18 protein-coding genes, 1 tRNA gene and 1 pseudogene are annotated in these 19507 nt (G+C 71.8%); 5 read left to right on the top strand and 15 right to left on the bottom strand.

Going from position 1 to position 19507, the window contains the following annotated elements; translation table 11 throughout:
• Positions 1–118 precede the first annotated feature (118 nt).
• From pknB to HUN59_RS18910, 7 genes are all read right to left on the bottom strand, one after another.
• A complete protein-coding gene (gene pknB, locus HUN59_RS18940; protein WP_302690937.1) occupies positions 119–1912 on the bottom strand; it encodes a Stk1 family PASTA domain-containing Ser/Thr kinase in 1794 nt (597 codons plus the stop codon).
• A 121-nt stretch (positions 1913–2033) separates the two neighbouring features.
• Entirely contained in the window at positions 2034–3788 is a 1755-nt protein-coding gene (locus HUN59_RS18935) for a protein kinase domain-containing protein (protein WP_174779270.1), read from the bottom strand.
• Positions 3785–5239 (bottom strand): peptidoglycan D,D-transpeptidase FtsI family protein, encoded by a 1455-nt coding sequence (locus tag HUN59_RS18930; RefSeq protein WP_058741046.1) that lies wholly within the window; start codon positions 5237–5239, stop codon positions 3785–3787. The genes HUN59_RS18935 and HUN59_RS18930 overlap by 4 nt, the downstream gene beginning before the upstream one ends.
• Positions 5236–6672 (bottom strand): FtsW/RodA/SpoVE family cell cycle protein, encoded by a 1437-nt coding sequence (locus tag HUN59_RS18925; RefSeq protein ID WP_058741047.1) that lies wholly within the window; start codon positions 6670–6672, stop codon positions 5236–5238. Before HUN59_RS18925 ends, HUN59_RS18930 begins: the two co-directional genes overlap by 4 nt.
• Positions 6669–8021, bottom strand: a complete 1353-nt coding sequence (locus HUN59_RS18920; protein ID WP_174779269.1) for a Stp1/IreP family PP2C-type Ser/Thr phosphatase — start codon at positions 8019–8021, stop codon at positions 6669–6671. Before HUN59_RS18920 ends, HUN59_RS18925 begins: the two co-directional genes overlap by 4 nt.
• 7 nt (positions 8022–8028) lie before the next feature.
• On the bottom strand, positions 8029–8586 hold the full coding sequence (locus tag HUN59_RS18915) for an FHA domain-containing protein FhaB/FipA (protein WP_058741049.1): 558 nt from the start codon (positions 8584–8586) through the stop codon (positions 8029–8031).
• Positions 8583–9263 carry an FhaA domain-containing protein gene (locus HUN59_RS18910; protein ID WP_114851288.1) on the bottom strand — a complete coding sequence of 227 codons (681 nt, stop codon included), beginning with the start codon at positions 9261–9263 and terminating at the stop codon, positions 8583–8585. Before HUN59_RS18910 ends, HUN59_RS18915 begins: the two co-directional genes overlap by 4 nt.
• 110 nt (positions 9264–9373) lie before the next feature.
• Between HUN59_RS18910 and HUN59_RS18905 the strand changes: the two genes are divergently transcribed.
• Positions 9374–9460, top strand: a tRNA-Leu gene (locus tag HUN59_RS18905).
• 226 nt (positions 9461–9686) lie between these two features.
• On the opposite strand, the gene HUN59_RS18900 is transcribed toward HUN59_RS18905, so the two are convergent.
• Complete coding sequence (locus HUN59_RS18900) at positions 9687–10550, bottom strand: aminoglycoside phosphotransferase family protein (protein WP_174779268.1); 864 nt, start codon at positions 10548–10550, stop codon at positions 9687–9689.
• Between the two features lie 84 nt (positions 10551–10634).
• Here HUN59_RS18900 and HUN59_RS18895 point away from each other — a divergent pair, with 84 nt between their 5' ends.
• Positions 10635–11546, top strand: coding sequence for a GNAT family N-acetyltransferase (locus tag HUN59_RS18895; RefSeq protein WP_174779267.1), 912 nt, complete (start codon positions 10635–10637; stop codon positions 11544–11546).
• A gap of 39 nt (positions 11547–11585) precedes the next feature.
• On the opposite strand, the gene HUN59_RS18890 is transcribed toward HUN59_RS18895, so the two are convergent.
• From HUN59_RS18890 to HUN59_RS18880, 3 genes are all read right to left on the bottom strand, one after another.
• Positions 11586–12263, bottom strand: coding sequence for a response regulator (locus HUN59_RS18890; RefSeq protein WP_174779266.1), 678 nt, complete (start codon positions 12261–12263; stop codon positions 11586–11588).
• Positions 12260–13519: a sensor histidine kinase gene (locus tag HUN59_RS18885; protein WP_254629946.1), complete on the bottom strand. Its 1260-nt coding sequence runs from the start codon at positions 13517–13519 to the stop codon at positions 12260–12262. Before HUN59_RS18885 ends, HUN59_RS18890 begins: the two co-directional genes overlap by 4 nt.
• A gap of 625 nt (positions 13520–14144) precedes the next feature.
• Positions 14145–14828 carry an SDR family NAD(P)-dependent oxidoreductase gene (locus tag HUN59_RS18880; RefSeq protein ID WP_174779265.1) on the bottom strand — a complete coding sequence of 228 codons (684 nt, stop codon included), beginning with the start codon at positions 14826–14828 and terminating at the stop codon, positions 14145–14147.
• 73 nt (positions 14829–14901) lie between these two features.
• Between HUN59_RS18880 and HUN59_RS18875 the strand changes: the two are divergent.
• Positions 14902–15126 (top strand): annotated as a pseudogene (locus HUN59_RS18875) (manganese catalase family protein); the annotation flags it as partial.
• Between the two features lie 86 nt (positions 15127–15212).
• Here HUN59_RS18875 and HUN59_RS18870 read toward each other — a convergent pair.
• From HUN59_RS18870 to HUN59_RS18860, 3 genes are all read right to left on the bottom strand, one after another.
• A complete protein-coding gene (locus HUN59_RS18870) occupies positions 15213–15518 on the bottom strand; it encodes a hypothetical protein (RefSeq protein WP_174779264.1) in 306 nt (101 codons plus the stop codon).
• A gap of 19 nt (positions 15519–15537) precedes the next feature.
• On the bottom strand, positions 15538–15978 hold the full coding sequence (locus tag HUN59_RS18865; RefSeq protein WP_058741058.1) for an Hsp20/alpha crystallin family protein: 441 nt from the start codon (positions 15976–15978) through the stop codon (positions 15538–15540).
• A gap of 123 nt (positions 15979–16101) precedes the next feature.
• Entirely contained in the window at positions 16102–16596 is a 495-nt protein-coding gene (locus HUN59_RS18860) for a MarR family winged helix-turn-helix transcriptional regulator (RefSeq protein ID WP_058741059.1), read from the bottom strand.
• Between the two features lie 63 nt (positions 16597–16659).
• Between HUN59_RS18860 and HUN59_RS18855 the strand changes: the two genes are divergently transcribed.
• Positions 16660–17187: a phenolic acid decarboxylase gene (locus tag HUN59_RS18855; RefSeq protein ID WP_114851281.1), complete on the top strand. Its 528-nt coding sequence runs from the start codon at positions 16660–16662 to the stop codon at positions 17185–17187.
• Positions 17187–17978 (top strand): alpha/beta hydrolase, encoded by a 792-nt coding sequence (locus tag HUN59_RS18850; protein WP_174779263.1) that lies wholly within the window; start codon positions 17187–17189, stop codon positions 17976–17978. Before HUN59_RS18855 ends, HUN59_RS18850 begins: the two co-directional genes overlap by 1 nt.
• A 441-nt stretch (positions 17979–18419) precedes the next feature.
• Here HUN59_RS18850 and mgrA read toward each other — a convergent pair whose 3' ends face one another.
• On the bottom strand, positions 18420–19463 hold the full coding sequence (gene mgrA, locus HUN59_RS18845) for an L-glyceraldehyde 3-phosphate reductase (RefSeq protein ID WP_174779262.1): 1044 nt from the start codon (positions 19461–19463) through the stop codon (positions 18420–18422).
• Positions 19464–19507: the final 44 nt, after the last annotated feature.

Genomic DNA, 19507 nt, shown 5'->3' with positions numbered 1-19507 from the left:
ACCGAAGGGGGTCGACCCGGTCACGCGTGGGATGGAGCCGGAGCACCGACGCGGCCACGATCCTCCAGGCCGGTGAACCGACCACGCGCCGGACGTGAGCCCGCCGGAGGGTCGTGGTCTAGAGGCCGCTGGAACCCGACGCCGGCGCGCCCGTGGCGGGCGCGGACGGCTGCTGGGACGGCTTCTGCGCAGAAGCCGCGCAGTACGTGAGCACGATCGTGCTGCCCTGCGCGACGTCGCCGGCGGGCACGCTCTGCTGCAGCACCGTGCCGCCGATGCACGAGTACGCCGGGGCGGGCTGCACCGTCAGCCCGAGCTGCGCCAGGGTCGCGTTCGCGGTCTGGAACGGCTGCTGCGTGACGTTCGGCAGCTGCACCTTGCCGTTCGAGACGGTGAGGTTGACGACCGAACCCTTGGCGAGCTGCGTGGACGACCCGGGGTCCGAACTCATCACCGTGCCCTCGGGGACGTCCGGCGAGTAGTCCGTGTTGATCGCCCCGACCTCGAAACCGGCGGACTTCAGGGCCTGCTGGGCAGCGTCCTGGGTCTGCCCGGCCAGGTCCGGCACTGCGACCTGCTCCGGCCCGAGCGACACCACCACGCGGATGCTCTGGTTGCGAGCGACGTTCGTGCCGGAACCCGGCTCCGTGCGGATGACGGTGTCCTTCGGGACGTCGTCGGAGTTCTCGCCGACCTCGACCGGGCTCAGGTCGCGCTTGTCGAGGTCCGACTTCGCGGAGTCCCACGTCGCGCCGACGACGTTCGGGACGGAGACCGACGACGAGACCGGGGCCTTGCCCGGCTGCAGGTTCGCGACGAAGAAGCCGACGCCGACGATCACCGCGACCGTCAGGATGATGCCGAGCCAGATCCACGCGACCGGCGGCCGGTTCTGCGTGCGCTGCGGGCGGTGCTCCGCCGTGTCGTCGTCGAGCTCGCGGAAGGCGACCGCCGGGTTGGAGGTCGTGCGCGGGTTGACGCCGAAGAGCATCGTCGACGCGTCGTTCGCGGCGTTCTGGGCCAGCTTCCGGGTCGACGTCGGCACCTTGCCCTGCGCCGCCTGCTGCAGGTCGGACCGGAACTCGGCAGCGTTCTGGAAGCGGCGCGTGCGGTCCTTCACCAGGGCGTGCAGGGTCACCGCGTCCAGCGCCGGCGAGACGTCGGCGGAGATGGTGGACGGCGCGACGGGCTGCTCGCTGACGTGCTGGTAGGCGACGGCGACCGGGGAGTCCCCGACGAAGGGCGGGCGGCCGGTGAGGAGCTCGAAGAGCACGACGCCGGTGGAGTAGATGTCGGTGCGGGCGTCGACGGTCTCGCCACGGGCCTGCTCCGGCGAGAAGTACGAGGCGGTCCCGAGGATCGACGTGGTCTGCGCCACCGTGGCCGACGTGTCCGTGATCGCGCGGGCGATCCCGAAGTCCATGACCTTGACCTGGCCGGTGTTCGTGACCATGACGTTCGCGGGCTTGATGTCCCGGTGCACGACCCCCGCGCGGTGCGAGTACTCGAGGGCGGTCAGGATGCCCTCGGTGATGCGGATCGCCTCGTCCGGGGCGATGGGCCCGTCGGCGACGATGTCGGAGAGCGCACGGCCCTCGACGTACTCCATGACGATGTAGGGGACCTGCACCTCGGCGCCGGAGTGCTCGACGACGGTCTCTTCGCCGGCGTCGTAGACGCGGACGATCGTCGGGTGGGCCATGCGCGCGGCCGCCTGGGCTTCCTGTCGGAAGCGGACGCGGAAGGACGGGTCGTTCGCGAGGCTCGGCTTGAGGAGCTTCACCGCGACCTTGCGGCCGAGACGGGTGTCGTTGCCGACGTGCACCGTCGCCATGCCGCCGCGACCGATGACGTCACCGATCTCGTAGCGGTTGGCGAGGAGCGTGATCCCCGCGGTCACACCTTCTGGCACGTACTCCTCCGAATGTCCGTCCGGGACAGTGTACGGCAGCACTTCCTGGCGGGAGGCTGGTGACGGGGACCTCCGGACAACCGTTACGCAACGGTGTCGGAAGCCCCCGTCCGGGTGGCGATCAGCCGTTCGACGAGCCGTTCCCGTTGCCGTTCCCGTTGCCGGTGCCGTTCCCGTTGCCGGTGGGCGTCGGGGTGGGCGTGACGGTCCACGTCGCGGTGGCGGGGTCCGAGTCCTCGGAGGCGGCGAGGCTCCCGCACGTCACGTTGTACGTGAAGGTGACGTCGTCGCCGGCCGCGTCCGCCTGGATCGTGACCGCGGTCGAGCTCGTGTCGCCGGAGGTCGCGCCGGAGGCGTCCTTCCCGCCGGTGACCTTCCACGAGTACTTCGACACCGAGTAGCCGTCCGGGCAGGTCGCGGCGGACCAGCTGAACGTCACCGAGCCGCTGCTCGAGACCGGGCCCGCCGTGGGGGTGTTCGGCTTGTTCGCCGTCGGCGGGGTCGTGTACTGCGTGACCGTGATGGTGGTGCCCTCGACGACGCTGCCGGTCGGCGTCAGGTCGGCGACGGTGTTCGCCTGGTCGGCGGTCGGTGCCGGGCTGCCGTCCTGGACGTCGACGACGAAGCCCAGCCCCTCGAGCGCCGAGCGCACCTGGTCCGTCGGCTGCCCGACGTACTGCGACTTGTCGAGGAACTGGCGCACCTGGGTCGGGGTGGGCGTCGGCGTGTTGCTCGGCTTCGGGGTCGACTGGGTGGCGGTCGCCGACGGCGTCGGGTCCGCGGAGCCGCCGTTGTTCAGCGCGAGGGCTGCGATGACGCCCGCGATCACCAGGACCGCGAGGGCACCGACGAGCCACCAGATCCAGGCGCGCTTCTTCTTCGGTTCCTCGTCCTCGGGCGTCACCGGCGAGCCGGGCGTCCGCGGCGGACCGCTCAGTGCACCGGCCTGGGTGCCGATGAGCGCCGTCGCCTGGTCGTCGCCCTGGCCCTGCGGCGGGTTGAACGCCACCGTACCGGCACCGCCGATCGCGGGCACCGCGACCGTGGCCGCGGCGACGTCCCCGCGGCGCAGCGCCTGTGCCGCACGGGCCAGGTTCGCGGCGGTCGCGGGACGGTCGGCCGGCTTCTTCGCGATGCAGGACAGCACGAGGGCGGCGACGGGTTCCGGCACGTCCGACGGCAGCGCAGGCGGCTGCTCGTTGATGTGCGCCATCGCGATGGCGACCTGCGACTCGCCCGTGAACGGACGGCGACCGGCGAGGGCCTCGTACGCCACGATGCCGAGCGAGTAGATGTCCGTCGAGGGCGACGCGGGGTGACCGCTCGCCTGCTCGGGCGACAGGTACTGGACCGTGCCCATCACCTGGCCGGTCGCGGTGAGCGGGACCTGGTCGGCGATGCGGGCGATGCCGAAGTCGGTGATCTTGACGCGGCCGTCCGGCGTGATGAGCAGGTTGCCGGGCTTGATGTCGCGGTGCACGAGCCCGACCGCGTGCGCGGCCTGGAGCGCGTTCGCCGTCTGCGCGACGATGTCGAGCACCTTGTCGACGGGGAGCGTGTGCTCGCGCTCGATCATCGTGGACAGGGCTTCGCCGGGGACGAGCTCCATCACGAGGTAGGCGCTGCCGTCCTCTTCGCCGTAGTCGAAGACGTTCGCGATGCCCTCGTGGTTGACGAGCGCAGCGTGCCGGGCCTCGGCGCGGAAGCGCTCGAGGAAGCCCGGGTCACCGAGGTACTCGTCCTTGAGGATCTTGAGTGCGACGGTCCGCCCGATGACCAGGTCGGTGGCCTGCCAGACCTCGCCCATGCCGCCGATCGCGACGCGGGAGGAGAGCTGGTACCGCCCACCGAAGGTGAGTCCGCTGGTGGGTCTCATTTGTTCAGCACCGCCTCCATGACTTTCTTCGCGACCGGGGCCGCGACCGTGTTGCCGACGCCGGACTGCCCGAGCCCGCCGCCGTTGCCGACGACGACCGCGACGGCCACCTCCGGGTCCTTCGCGGGGGCGAACCCCGTGAACCAGAGCGTGTACGGGCTGCCCGTACCGCCCTCCGCCGTGCCGGTCTTCCCTGCGACGTCGACACCGTCGATCTTGGCATTGGTGCCGGTCCCGGCGTTCACGACGCTCTGCATCGCCTCGGTCAGGTCGGCCGACTCCGAGGCGGACAGCGGGTCGCTGTACTGCTTCGGCGAGAAGGACTCGACGGTCTTGAGGTCGCTCGTCGTGATCGAGTCGACGAGGGACGGCTGCATGACCTTGCCGCCGTTCGCGATCCCGGCGGAGACCATCGCCATCTGCAGCGGCGAGACGCGCACGCTGGCCTGGCCGAAGGCGCTCAGCATGAGCTGGGCGGTCGAGTCGACGTCCGGGTACTGGCTCGCGGTCGCCTTCATCGGGACCTCGATCTGGTCGCCGAAGCCGTACTCGTCGGCCATCGACTTGATCTCGTCGTACCCGAGCTTCTGCCCGAGCTCGGCGAACGGGATGTTGCAGGAGTACTGGATGGCGGTCCGCAGCTTGACGGTGTCGCCGCCACCGCAGGAACCGCCCTCGGCGTTGTTGATGTACGTGCTCGTGCCCGGCAGCTGCAGCCGCGACGGGTTCGGGAACTCGGAGTCGAGGTCGTACTTGCCGTCCTTGAGCGCGGCCGAGGCGACGATGAGCTTGAACACCGATCCCGGCGTGTACAGGTCGCCGCCGATGGCGCGGTTCTGCAGCGGCGTCGGGCTCTGTGCCAGCAGCGCGTCGTACTGCTGCTTGACGGCCGCGGTGTCGTGCGAGGTCAGCGCGTTCGGGTCGTAGTCGGGCTTGGACACCATCGCGAGGATCTTGCCGGTCTTCGGCTGGATGGCCACGACCGCGCCGGTGTTCTGCCCGAGGGCGTCGTACGCGGCCTGCTGCACGTCGGGGTCGATCGTCAGGTTGACGTTGTCGCCCTGGACGTCCTGGCCGGTCAGGATCGCGTTGAGGTTCTGGAAGAACGAGGCGTCGGAGTTGCCGGACAGGACGGCGTTCTCGGCGCTCTCGATGCCGGCGTTGCCCTGGCCGATCGTGAAGTACCCGGTGACGGCCGAGTAGAGCGCGCCGTTCGTGTACTTGCGCTGGTACTGGTACTGGTCGTCCGACGGGGTCGACTCGGCGATCGGGCTGCCGTTCACGAGGATGGCGCCGCGCTTCGTCGAGTAGCTGTCGAGGATGGTGCGGGAGTTGCGTGCGTCGGCGCGCAGGGAGTCGGACGCGAAGAACTGGATGGACGTCGTCGACACGAAGAGCGCGACGAACATGAGCACGATCACGGTCGAGACGCCGCGGAGCTGTCGGTTCACCGGCTGGCCTCCTTCCTGCGCGCGGCCTTCCCCCGCGGTGCGGGGATCGCACCCTGCTGGACGCGCTGTTCGGCGGGGATGGCGTCGGTCAGTCGCAGCAGCATCGCGGCGATGATCCAGTTGGCGATGAGGGAGGAGCCACCAGCGGCCATGAACGGTGTCGTCAGGCCGGTGACGGGGATGATCCGGGTGATGCCGCCGACGACGACGAACACCTGCAGCGCGATCGTGAAGCCGAAGCCCACACCGAGCAGCTTGCCGAAGTCGTCCTGCGCCATGAACGCGACCCGGAGGCCTCGGGACGCCAGGACGATGAACAGCGCCAGGATCGCGAAGACGCCGATCAGGCCGAGTTCCTCGCCGAGGGACGCGACGATGTAGTCGGCGTTCGCGACCGGGGTGATGTACGGGCGGCCCTGACCGAGCCCGGTGCCCGTGATGCCGCCGTTCGCGAAGCCGAACAGGCCCTGCACGAGCTGGTAGCTGCCCTGCGTCGCGCGGTCGTAGATGGTCTGGTCGAACGGGTCGAGCCACTGCTCGAAGCGGCCGCGCACGTACACGAGCGCCGCCTGCGCCACGATCGCGCCGCCGACGAAGAGCGTCAGACCGATGGCGACCCAGCTGAGCCGGCCGGTGGCGACGTAGATCATCACCAGGAACAGCCCGAAGTAGAGCAGTGCGGTGCCGAGGTCGCGCTGGAAGACGAGGACCGCCATCGCGGCACCCCACATCACCAGGATCGGACCGAGGTCCCGGGCACGCGGGAAGGTCATGCCGAGGAACTTCCGACCGACGATCGACAGCGAGTCGCGGGCCGTGACGAGGTAGCCGGCGAAGAACAGCGCCATCGTGATCTTCGCGAGCTCGCCCGGCTGGAACGAGAACGGGCCGATGCGGATCCAGACCCGGGCGCCGCCGATGTTCTCGCCGATCCCGGGCAGCATCGGCATGAGCAGCAGGAAGATCGTCAGCGCCATGAAGATGTAGCGGTAGCGCTGCAGGAAGCGGTGGTTCCGGACCACGACGACCGTGATCGTCGCGAGCACCATCGCGAGCATCGTCCAGACGATCTGCTTCACGCCGATCGCGTCCCAGCCGGTCAGGCCGTTGTGGACGTCGATCCGGTAGATCTCGGCGATGCCGATGCCGTTGAGCACGAGCGCGACCGGCAGGACGAACGGGTCGGCGTTCTTCGCGACGACCCGCAGCACGACGTGCATGACGAGCGCGAGCCCGAGGATGCCCGCGCCGACCCAGAGCACGCCGGTGTCGAAGAGCCGACCCTTCGTGCCGAGCTGCACGAGGACCATCGCCCCGGCGCAGATGCCGCAGGCGATGACGAGCAGCACGAGCTCCAGGTTGCGGGCGCGGGCCGGCTCACGCAGCTTGATCGTGATGGCCTGCGTGAAGGACTGGGAGGTCGTGGCGCTCATCCGCCGGACCCCGGGGTCGGGGACGCCGTCGGCGTGGGCGACGCCGTGGACGTCGGCGACGGCGATGCGCCGTCCCCGCCGGTCCCGGCCTGGTCCTGCCCGGTCTCGGCGGCCTTGCGCAGGCGGTCGACGATCTCGCGGGCGTCGTCGAGCGACGTGGCGTTGATCGTCGAGCGGACGTTCTCGCGGGTGTACTCGGGCAGGGAGCGGACCGAGATGTCGCTGTCCTCGTAGACGTCCGACAGCGCGATCGGACCGATCGACTGCTGGACGCCCTTGTAGATCGCGACGGTGCCGCGGTCGCTGCCCACGTAGTAGTGCGCCTGGATGATCCGCCAGCCCAGGAAGACCGCGCCGACGAGGAGCGCGACGGCGGCGACGAGCGCGACCGTCCAGGCGATCCGGCGACGGACACGACGACGGCGGTCCTCGGCGATGAGCTCCGCGAAGTACTGGTCGGACTCGGGCTCGAAGTGCGAGTCCTCCGGCGCGGTGGAGACCTTGAGCGGGTGCAGCAGGATCGTGGGGAGGCGGATCGGCTTGCGGCCGGTCGCCGCCTCGAACGTCAGCGGCGCGGCGGCGGACCCGACGGTCGTGGCGGCGTCGTCGGAGTCGTCGACCTCGGCGTCGGTGACGTCCATCACGACGACCGTCACGTTGTCCGGGGCGCCGTGGTCGAGCGTCTCCTTGACGAGCCGCTGCGTGACCTGGTTCGCGTCCATCGTCGACGCGAGCGCGTGGCGGATGCGCTCCTCGGCGAGGTACGACGACAGGCCGTCGGAGCAGAGCAGCCAGCGGTCGCCCGGCTGGATGTCCATCACGGCCGTGTCGACCTCGGGCGCGGCGTCGACGTCACCGAGCACGCGCATGAGGACCGAGCGACGCGGGTGCACGGCGGCTTCCTCGGGCGTGATCCGTCCGCTGTCGACGAGTCGCTGGACGAACGTGTGGTCCGAGGTGATCTGCTGCAGCTCCCCGTCGCGCATGCGGTAGATGCGGGAGTCGCCGATGTGCGCGATCGCGATCTGGTCGCCGACCCGGATGAGCGCGGACACCGTGGTGCCCATGCCCGTGAGCTCCTGGTGCTCGAAGACGGTCTCGGTGATGAGCTGGTTCGCCGCGATGAGCGCCGACTGCAGCGCGAACTCGGCGTCGTGCGCCGAGGGGAACTCGCGGTCCACCTCGCGGATGCGCCGGATCGCGATCGCCGAGGCGACGTCGCCGCCGGCGTGCCCGCCCATGCCGTCCGCGACCGCGAACAGGTGGGCGCCGGCGTAGCCGGAGTCCTGGTTGTTGGCGCGGATGCGCCCGACGTGGGACACAGCGGCGCTCAGCGTGCGAGCCGTCATGTCCGGGTTACCGCCGCAGCTCGAACGTCGTCGTCCCGATGGTGATCGGCGTCCGCTCCCCGACGGTGACGGGGGCGGTCACCTTCTGCCCGTCGACGAAGGTGCCGTTCGTGGAGTCGAGGTCGGTGAGGACCCAGCCGGAAGCGCGGAGCTCGAGGCGGGCGTGGTTGGTCGAGGTGTAGTCGTCGCGGATCACGACGTTCGACTCGCTCGAGCGCCCGATCGTGATGGGCCCGCCGCCGAGCGGCATCTCCATGCCCTCGCGGGAGCCCTCGGTGATGACGAGTCGCGTGGCCACCCCGGTTGCGGTGGCCTGCGTCGGTCCCGGGGACTGGCCGATGAGTTCCGTGAACGCCCCGGCTGATGCGGACGCGGCCGCGGGGGCCGCCGTCGGTATCGCGGGGGTCGTCGGACCGGAGGCACCGGCCTTGGGATCGGTCGGGATGGTGCGGACGCGCTGGCCGAACAGGTCGCTCCGCAGGGCGAAGACGATCACGAACACGAACAGCCAGAGCACCGCGAGGAACGCGAAGCGCAGGACGAGCAGGGTCAGCCCTGTGGTCATCGAGCACCTCCGTCGTTCTCGGGGATCACCCGGAACACCATACGGGTACGACCGATCTCGATCGTGGAGTCCGGTTCGACGATCGCCTGCTGGAAGCGTTCGCCGTTCAGCTTCGACCCGTTCGTGGAGCCGAGGTCGTTGGCCTGCGCGTGCTTGCCGTCCCAGACGATCTCGACGTGCTTGCGGCTCGTGCCGGTGTCCGCGACCGTGATGTCGGCGTCCGTCCCGCGACCGATGACGGTCCGGCCCCGGTGCAGCTTGTGTCGCTGCGACCCGATGTCGAGGACGGCGACCCAGGCGACGTCCCGCTGCACGGTCGACGAGTCGATCTGCAGGATGCCGGTCGACAGCGTGCCGTCCTGCTGCAGTCGGATGGTCACCGGACCGGAGAACGAGTAGTTCTGCGCGACGGCGTGCTGCTGCACCATCTGGGACAGCTCGTCGATGAGCGGACGCCCGATGTCGTGCATGCGCGTGTGGTCCGGCGGCGCGAGGCGCACCGTGAACTCGTTCGGCACGAGGATGCGCTCCCGCGAGACGACGGCGGCCTTCGTGTCGAGCTCGCGCCGGAGGGCACTGGAGATCTCGACGGGCTGCACGCCGGAGCGGAAGGTCTTCGCGAAGGCGCCGTTCACGGCGCGCTCCAACCCTCGCTCGAAGCTGTCCAGCAGGCCCATGTGTCTCCAGTGTCGTCGGTCAGGGACCCCTGCATGGTAGTGGTTGGCCCCGGTGCGCGTCTGAACGTGGTCACGGAGGCACTCCGCAACGTGCTAGTGTTGCCGGGCTGGCGCGAGTGGCGGAATTGGTAGACGCGCACGGTTCAGGTCCGTGTGCTGGAAACGGCGTGGGGGTTCAAGTCCCCCCTCGCGCACCACGCAGGAGAAGGCCCCCGGAGGAATCCGGGGGCCTTCTCGCATTCCCGGGGACACCTGGCGCGCAGGTGATCGCGAGCCGGCCACGGCGTGACGGCAGCGACGCGGCGGGCGCACCACGCGCCTCCTGGCCGGCGGTCCGTCGGCGCGCGCGTCCCCCGGACTGGAGGCGCGGATCCCGTCCGTCGCGCCGCGCGCGACCGTCGTCCGGTCACCGTCCGCATCCGCTCACCACCGGACGTCGGTGAAGGCGGCGAGGGCATCGGTGAGCATGTCGTGTCCCTGTTGCTCGAACCGGCGGTCGCCGACCCCGTGCGCCCACACCGCGGTACCGACCGCCTCGCGGAGCTGCAGCCAGCGCCAGGCGTCGGGGGTCCGCGGGTCGTCGCCGTAGCCGTCGAGGAAGGCCTGCTCGAGCGCCGGGTCGTGCTGCCAGTGCTGGACGGCGACGCGCGTGCAGTCGGTCATCGCCGGGCGGAACGCGAACCGGCCGAAGTCGATCGCCCGGAGCCGGCCGGCGTCGACGATCCAGTTCCGCGCCTGCCAGTCGCCGTGGGTCGGGACGAGGACCACCGGGCCGACGGGGTGGTGGGCGAGCAGGGTTCGGAGCCGATCGACCCGGTCGGCGGGGATGTCGTGCGGGTGGTCGAGGAGACCCGTCGTCTTCGCACGCTCGCGTTCGAGCCACGTCGCGTCGGGCCGGGACGCCTGATCGTGGAGTCGCCGAAGGAGCTGCCCGGCCTGCCGGTGCACCGCCGGGTCGTGCTCGTCGGGGGTGCCGAGGGCGAGACGCCCGGGCACCCGCTCGAGCACGAGGACTCGTGCGACTTCGTCGGCGGCGCGGAGCCGCCCGGCGTCGCCGTGGGCCACGAGGGCGGCCGTCCACCCGCGGTGTGCCTCGAGCTCGCGTGGGAAGTGCGTGTCGTCGGGGCCCGACGCCTTGACCGTCCACTCCGATCCAGCGGCCCGGACGTGCAGCACGACCGTGTCGAGCAGCCCCCACGACTCGTCGGCGACGACCTCGGCGTCGGGCAGCACCCGCCGGACCGCCTCGCGCTGTTCCGGCGTCAGCCGGGTTCGTTCCCACCCCATGTCGGCACGGTAGCCGCTCGGATCGGCCCCGTCACGCGGGGCAACGATGCCTGTGGACAGCCGCACCGGGCGGAGGATGTGTGGATGACGACCACCGCCGACACCGCCCTGCCCGTCCGTCCAGGGGAGCTCCCGATCGCACGCCCGTCGGACGTCACGGCCGTGGTCGACCGGGCCCGCGATCGCTTCGCGGTGGGGGTGCTCGCCGACACGACCGGGTGGACCGGAGCCGAGCGCACACTCCTGGCCGACCTGGGGTTCCGGGACGACGACCGCGGTGCGGACCTGTGGGCCCTCGACCTGTCCCGGGCCGCGGACGGCACCCCGACGCGCGTCCTCGACAACCCGGCGCTCGCGGCCCTCGACTCCCACCACGCGCGGTTCGCCGAGCGGCGCGGCGCGGTCGTCCGGTACCGGCCGGACGTGTCCGTGTGGATCGGCATCCCCGCCCGGGCGACATCGGACGACTGGGAGGACGTCCGGGTGCTCGCCGGATCGGGTGCCGTGGTGCGGGTCGGACTGGACGACGTCACGCCGGCGGGGTGGCTGCCCGTCGAGAGCGCCGGCGGCGTGCAGCTCACGGGGGAGTCGGTGGCAGGAGAACCCGACGACGAGGCCGTCGTGCTGACGCCGGACGACGTGCCGGAGATGACCGCCCTGGTCGAGCGGACGAAGCCCGGACCGTTCCTGCCGCGGACGATCGAGCTCGGGACCTACCTGGGCATCCGTCGCGGCGGGCGGCTCGTCGCGATGGCCGGTGAGCGGCTGCACCCGCCGGGGTGGACCGAGATCAGCGCCGTCTGCACGGACCCCGAGCACCGCGGGCAGGGGTTCGGTCGACGGCTGGTGCTCGCGGTGGCGCACGGCATCCGGGCCCGAGGTGAGGTGCCGCTCATGCACGCGGCCGCGGGCAACACCGGGGCGATCGGCCTGTACGAGCACCTCGGCTTCCGGCAGCGGGAGCGCGGCGCGCTGCGGTTCGTGCAGGTCCCCTGACCGGCGCCGACCGGTCCCCGGCCACCGGCGTGCTCCGGGTCAGGGCTCGCGTGCCCCGGCGAGCCCGTGGTCGTGCGCGTACACGACGAGCTGCACACGGTCGCGCAGAGCGAGCTTGCCGAGGATGCTCGAGATCTGCGTCTTCACGGTGGACTCGGTCACGAACTCCTTCGCGGCGATCTCGGCGTTCGACAGCCCGCGGGACGCCCACCCGAACACGATCCGCTCCCGGTCCGTCAGGGTCTGGAACGCCGGCGGCTGCGGTGCCGGGGCGCGCTCGACGTCGGCGCCGAACAGCTGCGACAGGTCGTTCGGTGCGATGACCGAGCTGCCCTCGTGCACGGCGCGGACGGCGGCGAACAGGAAGGGCGGGGTGGTGTCCTTGAGCAGGAACCCGCTCGCGCCGAGGCGGATCGCGGTCGCCGCCGCGGGGTCGAGGCCGAACGTGGTGAGCACGATCACCCGGGGGAGCGGCCCGTCGACCGGCCCGTCGTCCGCGAACAGCCGCCGGACCGTCTCGACGCCGTCGACCCCGGCCATCCGCATGTCGAGGAGCACGACGTCGGGGCGCAGCTCCGGGATCGCAGCGAGGGCCTCGGCGCCGTCGGAGGCCTCGCCGACGACGACCATGTCCTCCTGGGCGTCGAGCACCACCCGGAGCCCGGCGCGGAAGAGTGCCTGGTCGTCGGTGAGCAGGATGCGGATCGGGTCGGTCATCGGTTCGTCCCCCCTCGGACGTCGAACGGGATGCGGGCTCGGGCGGTGAACACGTCGTCGAGCACGGCGGCGTCGAACGAGCCGCCGATGGTGGTGAGTCGGGTCTGCATGCCGGTGAGTCCCCGGCCCGAGCCCCGCGGGTGCGCCGCGAGCTCGTCGATCCCCAGGCCGTCGCCGACGGGCAGGGCGGCTCGGGGCACGGCGTTCTCGACCTCGAGCACGAGGTCGGCGGAGCGCCAGGTCTCCCGGACCTCGACGGCGCCGCCGGGGACCCCGTGCCGGAGCGCGTTCGTCAGCATCTCCTGCAGCACCCGGCGGGCAGCGGTCCCGTGCACGGCACCGAGTGGTCGGGCGGTGCCGCGGACGGCGTGCTCGACGTCGACGCCGGCGTCCCGGATGCCCCGGACGATCTCCTCGAACGAGGTCGGGTCGGCGGTGGCGTCGGAGCCGTCGATGTGCCCGAGGACCTGACGCACCTCGGTCAGGGAGCTCCGGGCGGTGCTCGCGATCGTGGCGCTGACCTCGCGGATGCGGGCCTCGTCGTCGAGGAAGGGCACCGAGTCGGCCTGGGCGATGATCACCGCGAGGGAGTGGCCGACGACGTCGTGGACGTCGCGGGCGATGTCGGCCCGGATGCGTTCGGCCTCGGCCTCGTCGACCGCCCGGGTGGCGACGGCCTCGGCGCGGTTCGCCACCGCCTCGGCGCGGGTCGCGGCGGCCTCGGCGTCGGCGCGACGGACGGACTCGGCGTTCTGCGACCGGACGGCCCGGGTCGCGAGTCCGGAGGCCCAGACCGCGACGAGCGCGAGCGTCGGCGCGGCGAGCACGAGGACCGCCTGGTCCGTCGGCCCGCTGTTCAGCAGGAGCGCGTAGCGGTAACCGGTTCTGGAAAGGTACAGGGCGGCGGTCGCTCCGGCCACCACCGCGAGCAGACCGGCGAGCACGACCTCGAGCCGGGTGCCGACGATCGCGACGCTGCCGATCACGACGAACAGGGCGAGGTCCACGAGGGAGGGGCGCTCGCCGCCGAGCACCTGCACCACCCCGAGGGCGACCGCGGCGAGCATCGCGCCGGACGGCGAGAACCGTCGGACGGCGATCGCGGCGGTGGCGGTCGCGACGGCGGGCAGGCTCGCGTGTTCGAGTTCGAGGTCGATCGGGGCGAGGAAGACCATCGCGGCCAGGAGCGCCCAGGTGACGTCGGCGACGACACTGCGGAGGGGCAGCGGCCTGGTGAACCCGCGCCCGTCCCTCACGGGTCGATCATCGCACGACGGCCGGGCGTGACGGCGGTCACGGGACGGGCGACATCGCCACGAGGGCGGCGGCGGTGACCGCGACGATGGCGGCGCAGGTGACGAGGGTGGCGATCACGTGCTTGGTCGAGCTCTCCATGCCACCCAGGCTCCCGTGGTGCAGGCCCTGCCGTCATCGTGCGGAGGGACGAACGGCCTCGTCCGCGAGGACGAAGCGCGCTCCGATCGAGAGCCGTGGCATGATCGCGACGTGACGACCGGTGCTTCCTCCGAGGTCGGTTCGCGCGTGCTTCGCCGCCGCCTCCGGGAGACGAGTTGCCCGACGTGCGGGCATCCGTGGGAGGAGCACCCGGGTGCTCCGACGTCGACGAGCGCGGTCTGCGACGAGTGCGTGTTCGACCGCGACCACGAGCAGGCCGCACCCGGGGCGACGCTGTGCCGCGCGGTCGTCCCCGCGGCGCTGTTCCGACGGGCGCAGCCGGAGCCGGCCCGTCCGAAGAGATGGCGGGACCGCTTCGTGCGGGTCGCCGCTCGAGTGGTCGAGGCTGTCCTGGACGCGTGGCCGTGACGGACGGGAGGCGCGTGGTCGCGCGACCACGCGCCTCCCGTCCGTCCCGTGGCGCGTCTAGATCGTGAGCTGCCCGCGCACGCGGTGCGCGATCGACACGGACTCGCCGCTCATCGCGGAACGCGGTGAGGCGAGGAACGCGACCAGGTCCGCGATCTGCTGCGGGCTCGACTCCCCACCGGCGCCCTGCTGCACCTGGGCGGCGGGCTCGTCCGTCACCGTGCCGGGGTTCACGACGTTCACCGCGACGCCGGACCCCGCGACCTGGTCGGCGAGGTTCTTCGCGATGATGCTCGTCGCCGCGTTCCGGAGCGACGTCGTGATGTTCCCCGCGAGGTAGGCGTTCTGCCCGCTGATGACGACGACGCGGCCGGAGCCGGCGCGCTGCTGGTGGGGGAGCACGGCGTTCGCCACCCGGAGGAACCCGAGCGCCTTGCCGTCAATCGCGGTCGCGACCTGCTCCGGATCCGACGCCTTCTCGGGGTCGAGGGTGCCGGCAGCGGGCGCTGCCGTGACGACGAGCACGTCGATGCGGCCGTGCTGCTCGAGCACGCGGGCGACCCCCGCGTCGACGGAGGCCTGCGACGCGGTGTCGATCGTGACGGCGTCCGGGCCGCCGGCGCTGCGGGAGGCGACGACGACGGTCGCGCCCTCGCGGCGGAGGGTCTCCGCGACGACGGCGCCGATGTAGCCCTGGCCGCCGACGACGAGCGCGACACGGCCGGTGAGTTCGAGGTCCATGACGGCCACGGTAGGCCGCGCTGACGATGCCCGTCCGCGCGATCCGGCCACCGCCCCCGCGCGATCCAGCCTCCAGTACCTCAACTTCTCCGACGGCGCCGCGGCCGCGGACGGGCCCTGGGCGAGCGGCCCCTCGTTCGACGGCAAGGGCGAGTACTCGTACCACGACGGCCCGACGTCCTCGGTGCCGATTCCGCCGCCGACGCACCCTGACGTGCGCTTCTACGGCACGACCGTGCTGCCGAACGTGGTCGAGAAGACCGCGGGCCTCGTGCAGGACACGCTCAACAAGGAGTGAGCGTCACGCCGGTCGCGGGGCGCGACCGGCAGACGGACGGGAGGCGCGGTGCCGGCTGGCACCGCGCCTCCCGTCCCGTCGCCCACTCAGCCCGGCAGGGTGGTGATGCTCGTCGTGTCGTCCTCGTGTTCCCGCGGCGAGCGGGTGAGGCCGGTGTACGCGCGAGCTGCCGCCCATCCGGCGACGACCGCGACCGTCCCCGCTCCCGCGGCGATCCACGGGAGCAGCCAGGAGCCGGTCCAGGCCTGCGGGGCGAGGAGCCACGCGAGGAAGCTCCCGACGGTGCCGCCGGTGGCTCCGAGGAGTGCCGCGGTGCGACGGTCGAGGGCCGTCGCGGTGAGGGCTGCCGTCAGGACGCCGACGGCGAGGAGCGCGTTGCCGAGTGCTGCCATCGCTGCCGTGCCCTTCCGGTCACTCGCCCCTCGAGCCGACGGCGAGCTGCTGGGCGCCGCCGCCGGTCGACACCTGGATCTTGCGGGGCTTCGCGGACTCCTTGACCGGGATGGTCACGCTCAGGACGCCGTTGTCGTAGGCGGCGCTGATGCGCTCGGCGTCCAGGTGGTCACCGAGCGTGAGCTGCCGCACGAAGGTGCCGGGCTGGCGCTCGCGCGTGATCCACTGCGAGCCCTCGGGTGCGCCGAGCGTGCGCTCGGCGCGGATGGTCAGGACGGAACCGTCCACGTCCACGTCCACCGAGCCCGGGTCGATGCCCGGCAGGTCGACGTCGAGGACGTAGTGGTCACCGCTGCGGTAGAGGTCCATGGGCATCGACCGGGGTGCACCGGCGCCGGCTCCGAGCAGGGAGCCTGCGAGTCGGTCGAGCTCGCGGAACGGGTCGAACTGCATCGTCATCGAGATCAACTCCTTCGTGGTCCTCGTTGAGTCCCCTCGACTCAACTGGCGTCCGTTTTAGCACTCTTGCCTCAGGAGTGCCAAAGGATCGCTTCGAGGTTGCTGAGGGTCGCGCGGTGCCGGTCAGGGTGCGGGCGGCGGGGTGATCTCGCGGTGCAGGCGCTCGAGTGCGGGGAGGGCCGCGGCGAGGGCGTGCACGTCCTCCGCGGACAGGTGCCCGAGGGCGTCGACGAGCACCGAGGTCGCAGCGTCGTCGTACGTGCGGAGGCGATCGACCGCGAGCGGGGTCAGGTGCACGGTGGTGCGGCGACCGTCGCCCCCGACCAGTCGACGCTCGACGAGTCCGGACTGCTCCATCGCGGACACGAGGTTGCTCACCGTCGAGCGGGCGAGGCCGAGGCGGGTCGCGAGGGCCGAGGGGGCGGCACCGGGAGCGTCCGCGCCCGGCGCCGCAGCGGCTCCGGCAGCCAGGGCGCGGAGCACCTCGACCTGCGCGTCCGGGATGTCGGGCAGGTCCGCCACGGCGCGGGAGGTCCGCAGCAGGGTCCGGCGGAACGGACCGATCCGGTCGCTCAGTCGTCGGGCGATCCGAGCGGTCTCGTCGCCTGTACCCGTCATGCTCGGCAACCTACCAGCAAGTTTTGTTTGCAACAAAACTACTTCGGGAGCACACTCGAGGTCATGGACACCACCACCTCGGTCGAGCACCCGGAACCGCCCCAGGACCTCTCCGGCATCGTCGGACACCGGTTCATCTACACGTACGCCAACGGCTGGCAGTACGAGATGTACGTCAAGAACGCCACGACCATCGACTACCGGATCCACACCGGGCACGTCGGTGGCCGGTGGGTGAAGGACCAGACGGTCGACCTCGTCGCCCTCGCGCCGGGCGTCTACAAGGTCTCGTGGAACGAGCCCACCGGCACGAGCGTCGTCGTCAACGTGCTGCCCGAGCAGCGCGTGCTGCACGGCACGATCTTCTTCCCGCGCTGGATCGAGCTCGACGGCTCCAAGACCGTCCTGTTCCAGAACGACCACCTCGACGAGATGCAGCGCTACCGCGACGAAGGCCCCACGTACCCGATCTACGTCGTGCCGGAGTTCGCGCACATCACGCGGTTCGAGCACGTCGGCGAGGACGACGAGACCGTCGTCGACACCGCTCCCGGTGACCTGCCGGCCGGGTGGGCGGACCGGACGAACTGATGGGCACCGTGCCGCTGCAGGGGACGGACCCCCGCACCACCCTGGCGACCCTGGAGCACCGTGGTCGCACGATCCGCGGCTGGCAGTGGGAACCGCAGGACGGCGCCGCCCCGGACGCCCCCGTCGTCCTCCTCGTGCACGGGTTCAGCGACAGTGCCCTCGGCGGGCACCAGCTGTTCGTGCAGACCGCCCGACACCTCGTCGCCCGCGGCGCCCTCGTCCGGAGCCACGACCGGCTCGGCCAGGGTGCCAGCGACGGCGAGTTCGCGGACATCACCCTCCGTGACGAGGTCGAACAGGTCGTCGCGATGATCCGCGCCGCGGACCGGGGGCAGGGCGTGCACGTCGTGGCGCACAGCCTGGGCGCCGTGGAGTCGGCGCTCGCCGCAGCGCGGGTGCCGGAGGCCGTCCGGACACTGACCCTGTGGTCACCAGCCGGCGTCGTGGTCGACGACATCACCGTGCACGACGCGATCCAGGGGCAGCCCCTCGCCCCGGCGCGCGAGCAGGGGTGGTTCGACTTCGGCGGGATGGTGCTCGGGACGGCGTTCATCGCGGACGTCCGGGACGGGCTCGACGTGTACGGCCCTGCCGCCGGGTACACCGGTCCGGCCGACGTCGTGCACGGCACCGAGGACGCGATCGTCCCGGTGTCGTACGGCCGCCGCTACGCCGAACTCCTGCCGGGGGCGACGCTCACGGTCGTCGACGGTGCGGACCACGGCTGGTCGGCGGTGCCGTTCCGGCAGCGGCTCCTGGCGCTGCTCGACGAGCGCCTCGGTCTGGTCTGACGCCCCCCGGCCCCCTGACGCAGGAGACCGGAGCGGCCCGTACCCGATCGGGTACGGGCCGCCGTGCCTACTGGCCCTTCCGCCACAGGTCGTGCAGGAGCCGGACCAGGGTCACGAGCAAGCTCGCGATCCCCAGCCACGGCACCTGACGCCTGCGGTCGGGCTCGGTGTCCTTCGACATCGAGACCACCTTCCGTGTCAGGGCCGGCGGACACGAGGAGCGGAGGCGGCCGAGGGCTGCACACGCGGGCGGACCTGCGTATGCTGGTCCCGAGCAAGTGAACTCGGGGGCGGTTGTGCGCCCTCGGCCTTCCACTCGGAGGGCAACCCGGAGCCCATCACCGTTGCCGCGGTGGTGGGCTTCAGCCTTGCCCGCAGGACGACCCGGCGAACCGCCCCACTGATGTGTAGCGTACCGGGCTGCTGCGGCCGGGCGAGCGGTCAGCTCACCTGGCCCGAGCGGGCGCCCGACCACAGGTCGACGTCGAGCACCCCGACGGAGTGCTCGTCGATCGACGCCAGCTCGTCGGCGGTGAACGACAGGTTGCCGAGCGCCGCGACGTTCTGCTCGAGCTGCTCGACGCGGGAGGCGCCGATCACGAGCGAGGTCACCCGTTCGTCGCGGAGCGCCCACGCCAGGGCGAGCTGCGCCAGGCTCTGCCCGCGGGCCTCGGCGATGCCGTTCAGCGCGCGCAGGTGCTCGACGACCTCCGGGGTCAGGGAGCCGGCGTCGAGGGACTTGCCCGCCGCGGCGCGCGAGTCCTCGGGGACGCCGTCCAGGTAGCGCCCGGTGAGCAGGCCCTGGGCGAGCGCGGTGAACCCGATCACGCCGAAGCCGAGGTCGCCGGCGGCGTCGAGCAGGCCCTCGTCCTCGATCCAGCGGTTGAGCATCGAGTACGAGGGCTGGTGGATGAGGAGCGGCGTCCCGAGGTCACGGAGGATCTCGGCGGCCCGGCGGGAGCGCTCGGCGTCGTACGACGAGATGCCGACGTACAGCGCCTTGCCCTGCTGGACCGCGGTGTGCAGGGCGCCCATCGTCTCCTCGAGCGGGGTCGAGGCGTCGAGCCGGTGCGAGTAGAAGACGTCGACGTAGTCCAGGCCCGTCCGCTGCAGCGACTGGTCGAGCGAGGCGAGCACGTACTTCCGCGACCCGCCGCCCTGGCCGTAGGGGCCTGGCCACATGTCCCAGCCCGCCTTGGTCGAGATGACCATCTCGTCGCGGTAGGGGCGGAAGTCCTCGCGCATGAGTCGGCCGAAGTTCAGTTCGGCGGCGCCGTAGGGCGGGCCGTAGTTGTTCGCGAGGTCGTGGTGCGTGATGCCGAGGTCGAACGCCCGGCGGCTGATGGCCCGCTGCGTCTCGAACGGCTTGTCGTCGCCGAAGTTGTGCCAGTAGCCCAGCGAGAGCAGTGGCAGGTCGAGGCCGGAGCGGCCCGTCCGGCGGTAGGGCATGGAGTCGTAGCGGTCGTCCGCGGCGATGTAGGACATGGGTCCCATCCTGGCCCGACGTGCCCGGACGCGGCCCGGTGCGC

It is taken from the genome of Curtobacterium sp. Csp2 (assembly GCF_013347165.1).
The sequence above is the reverse complement of the archived record's forward strand: the minus strand, read 5'-3'. Positions and strand labels throughout refer to the sequence as shown.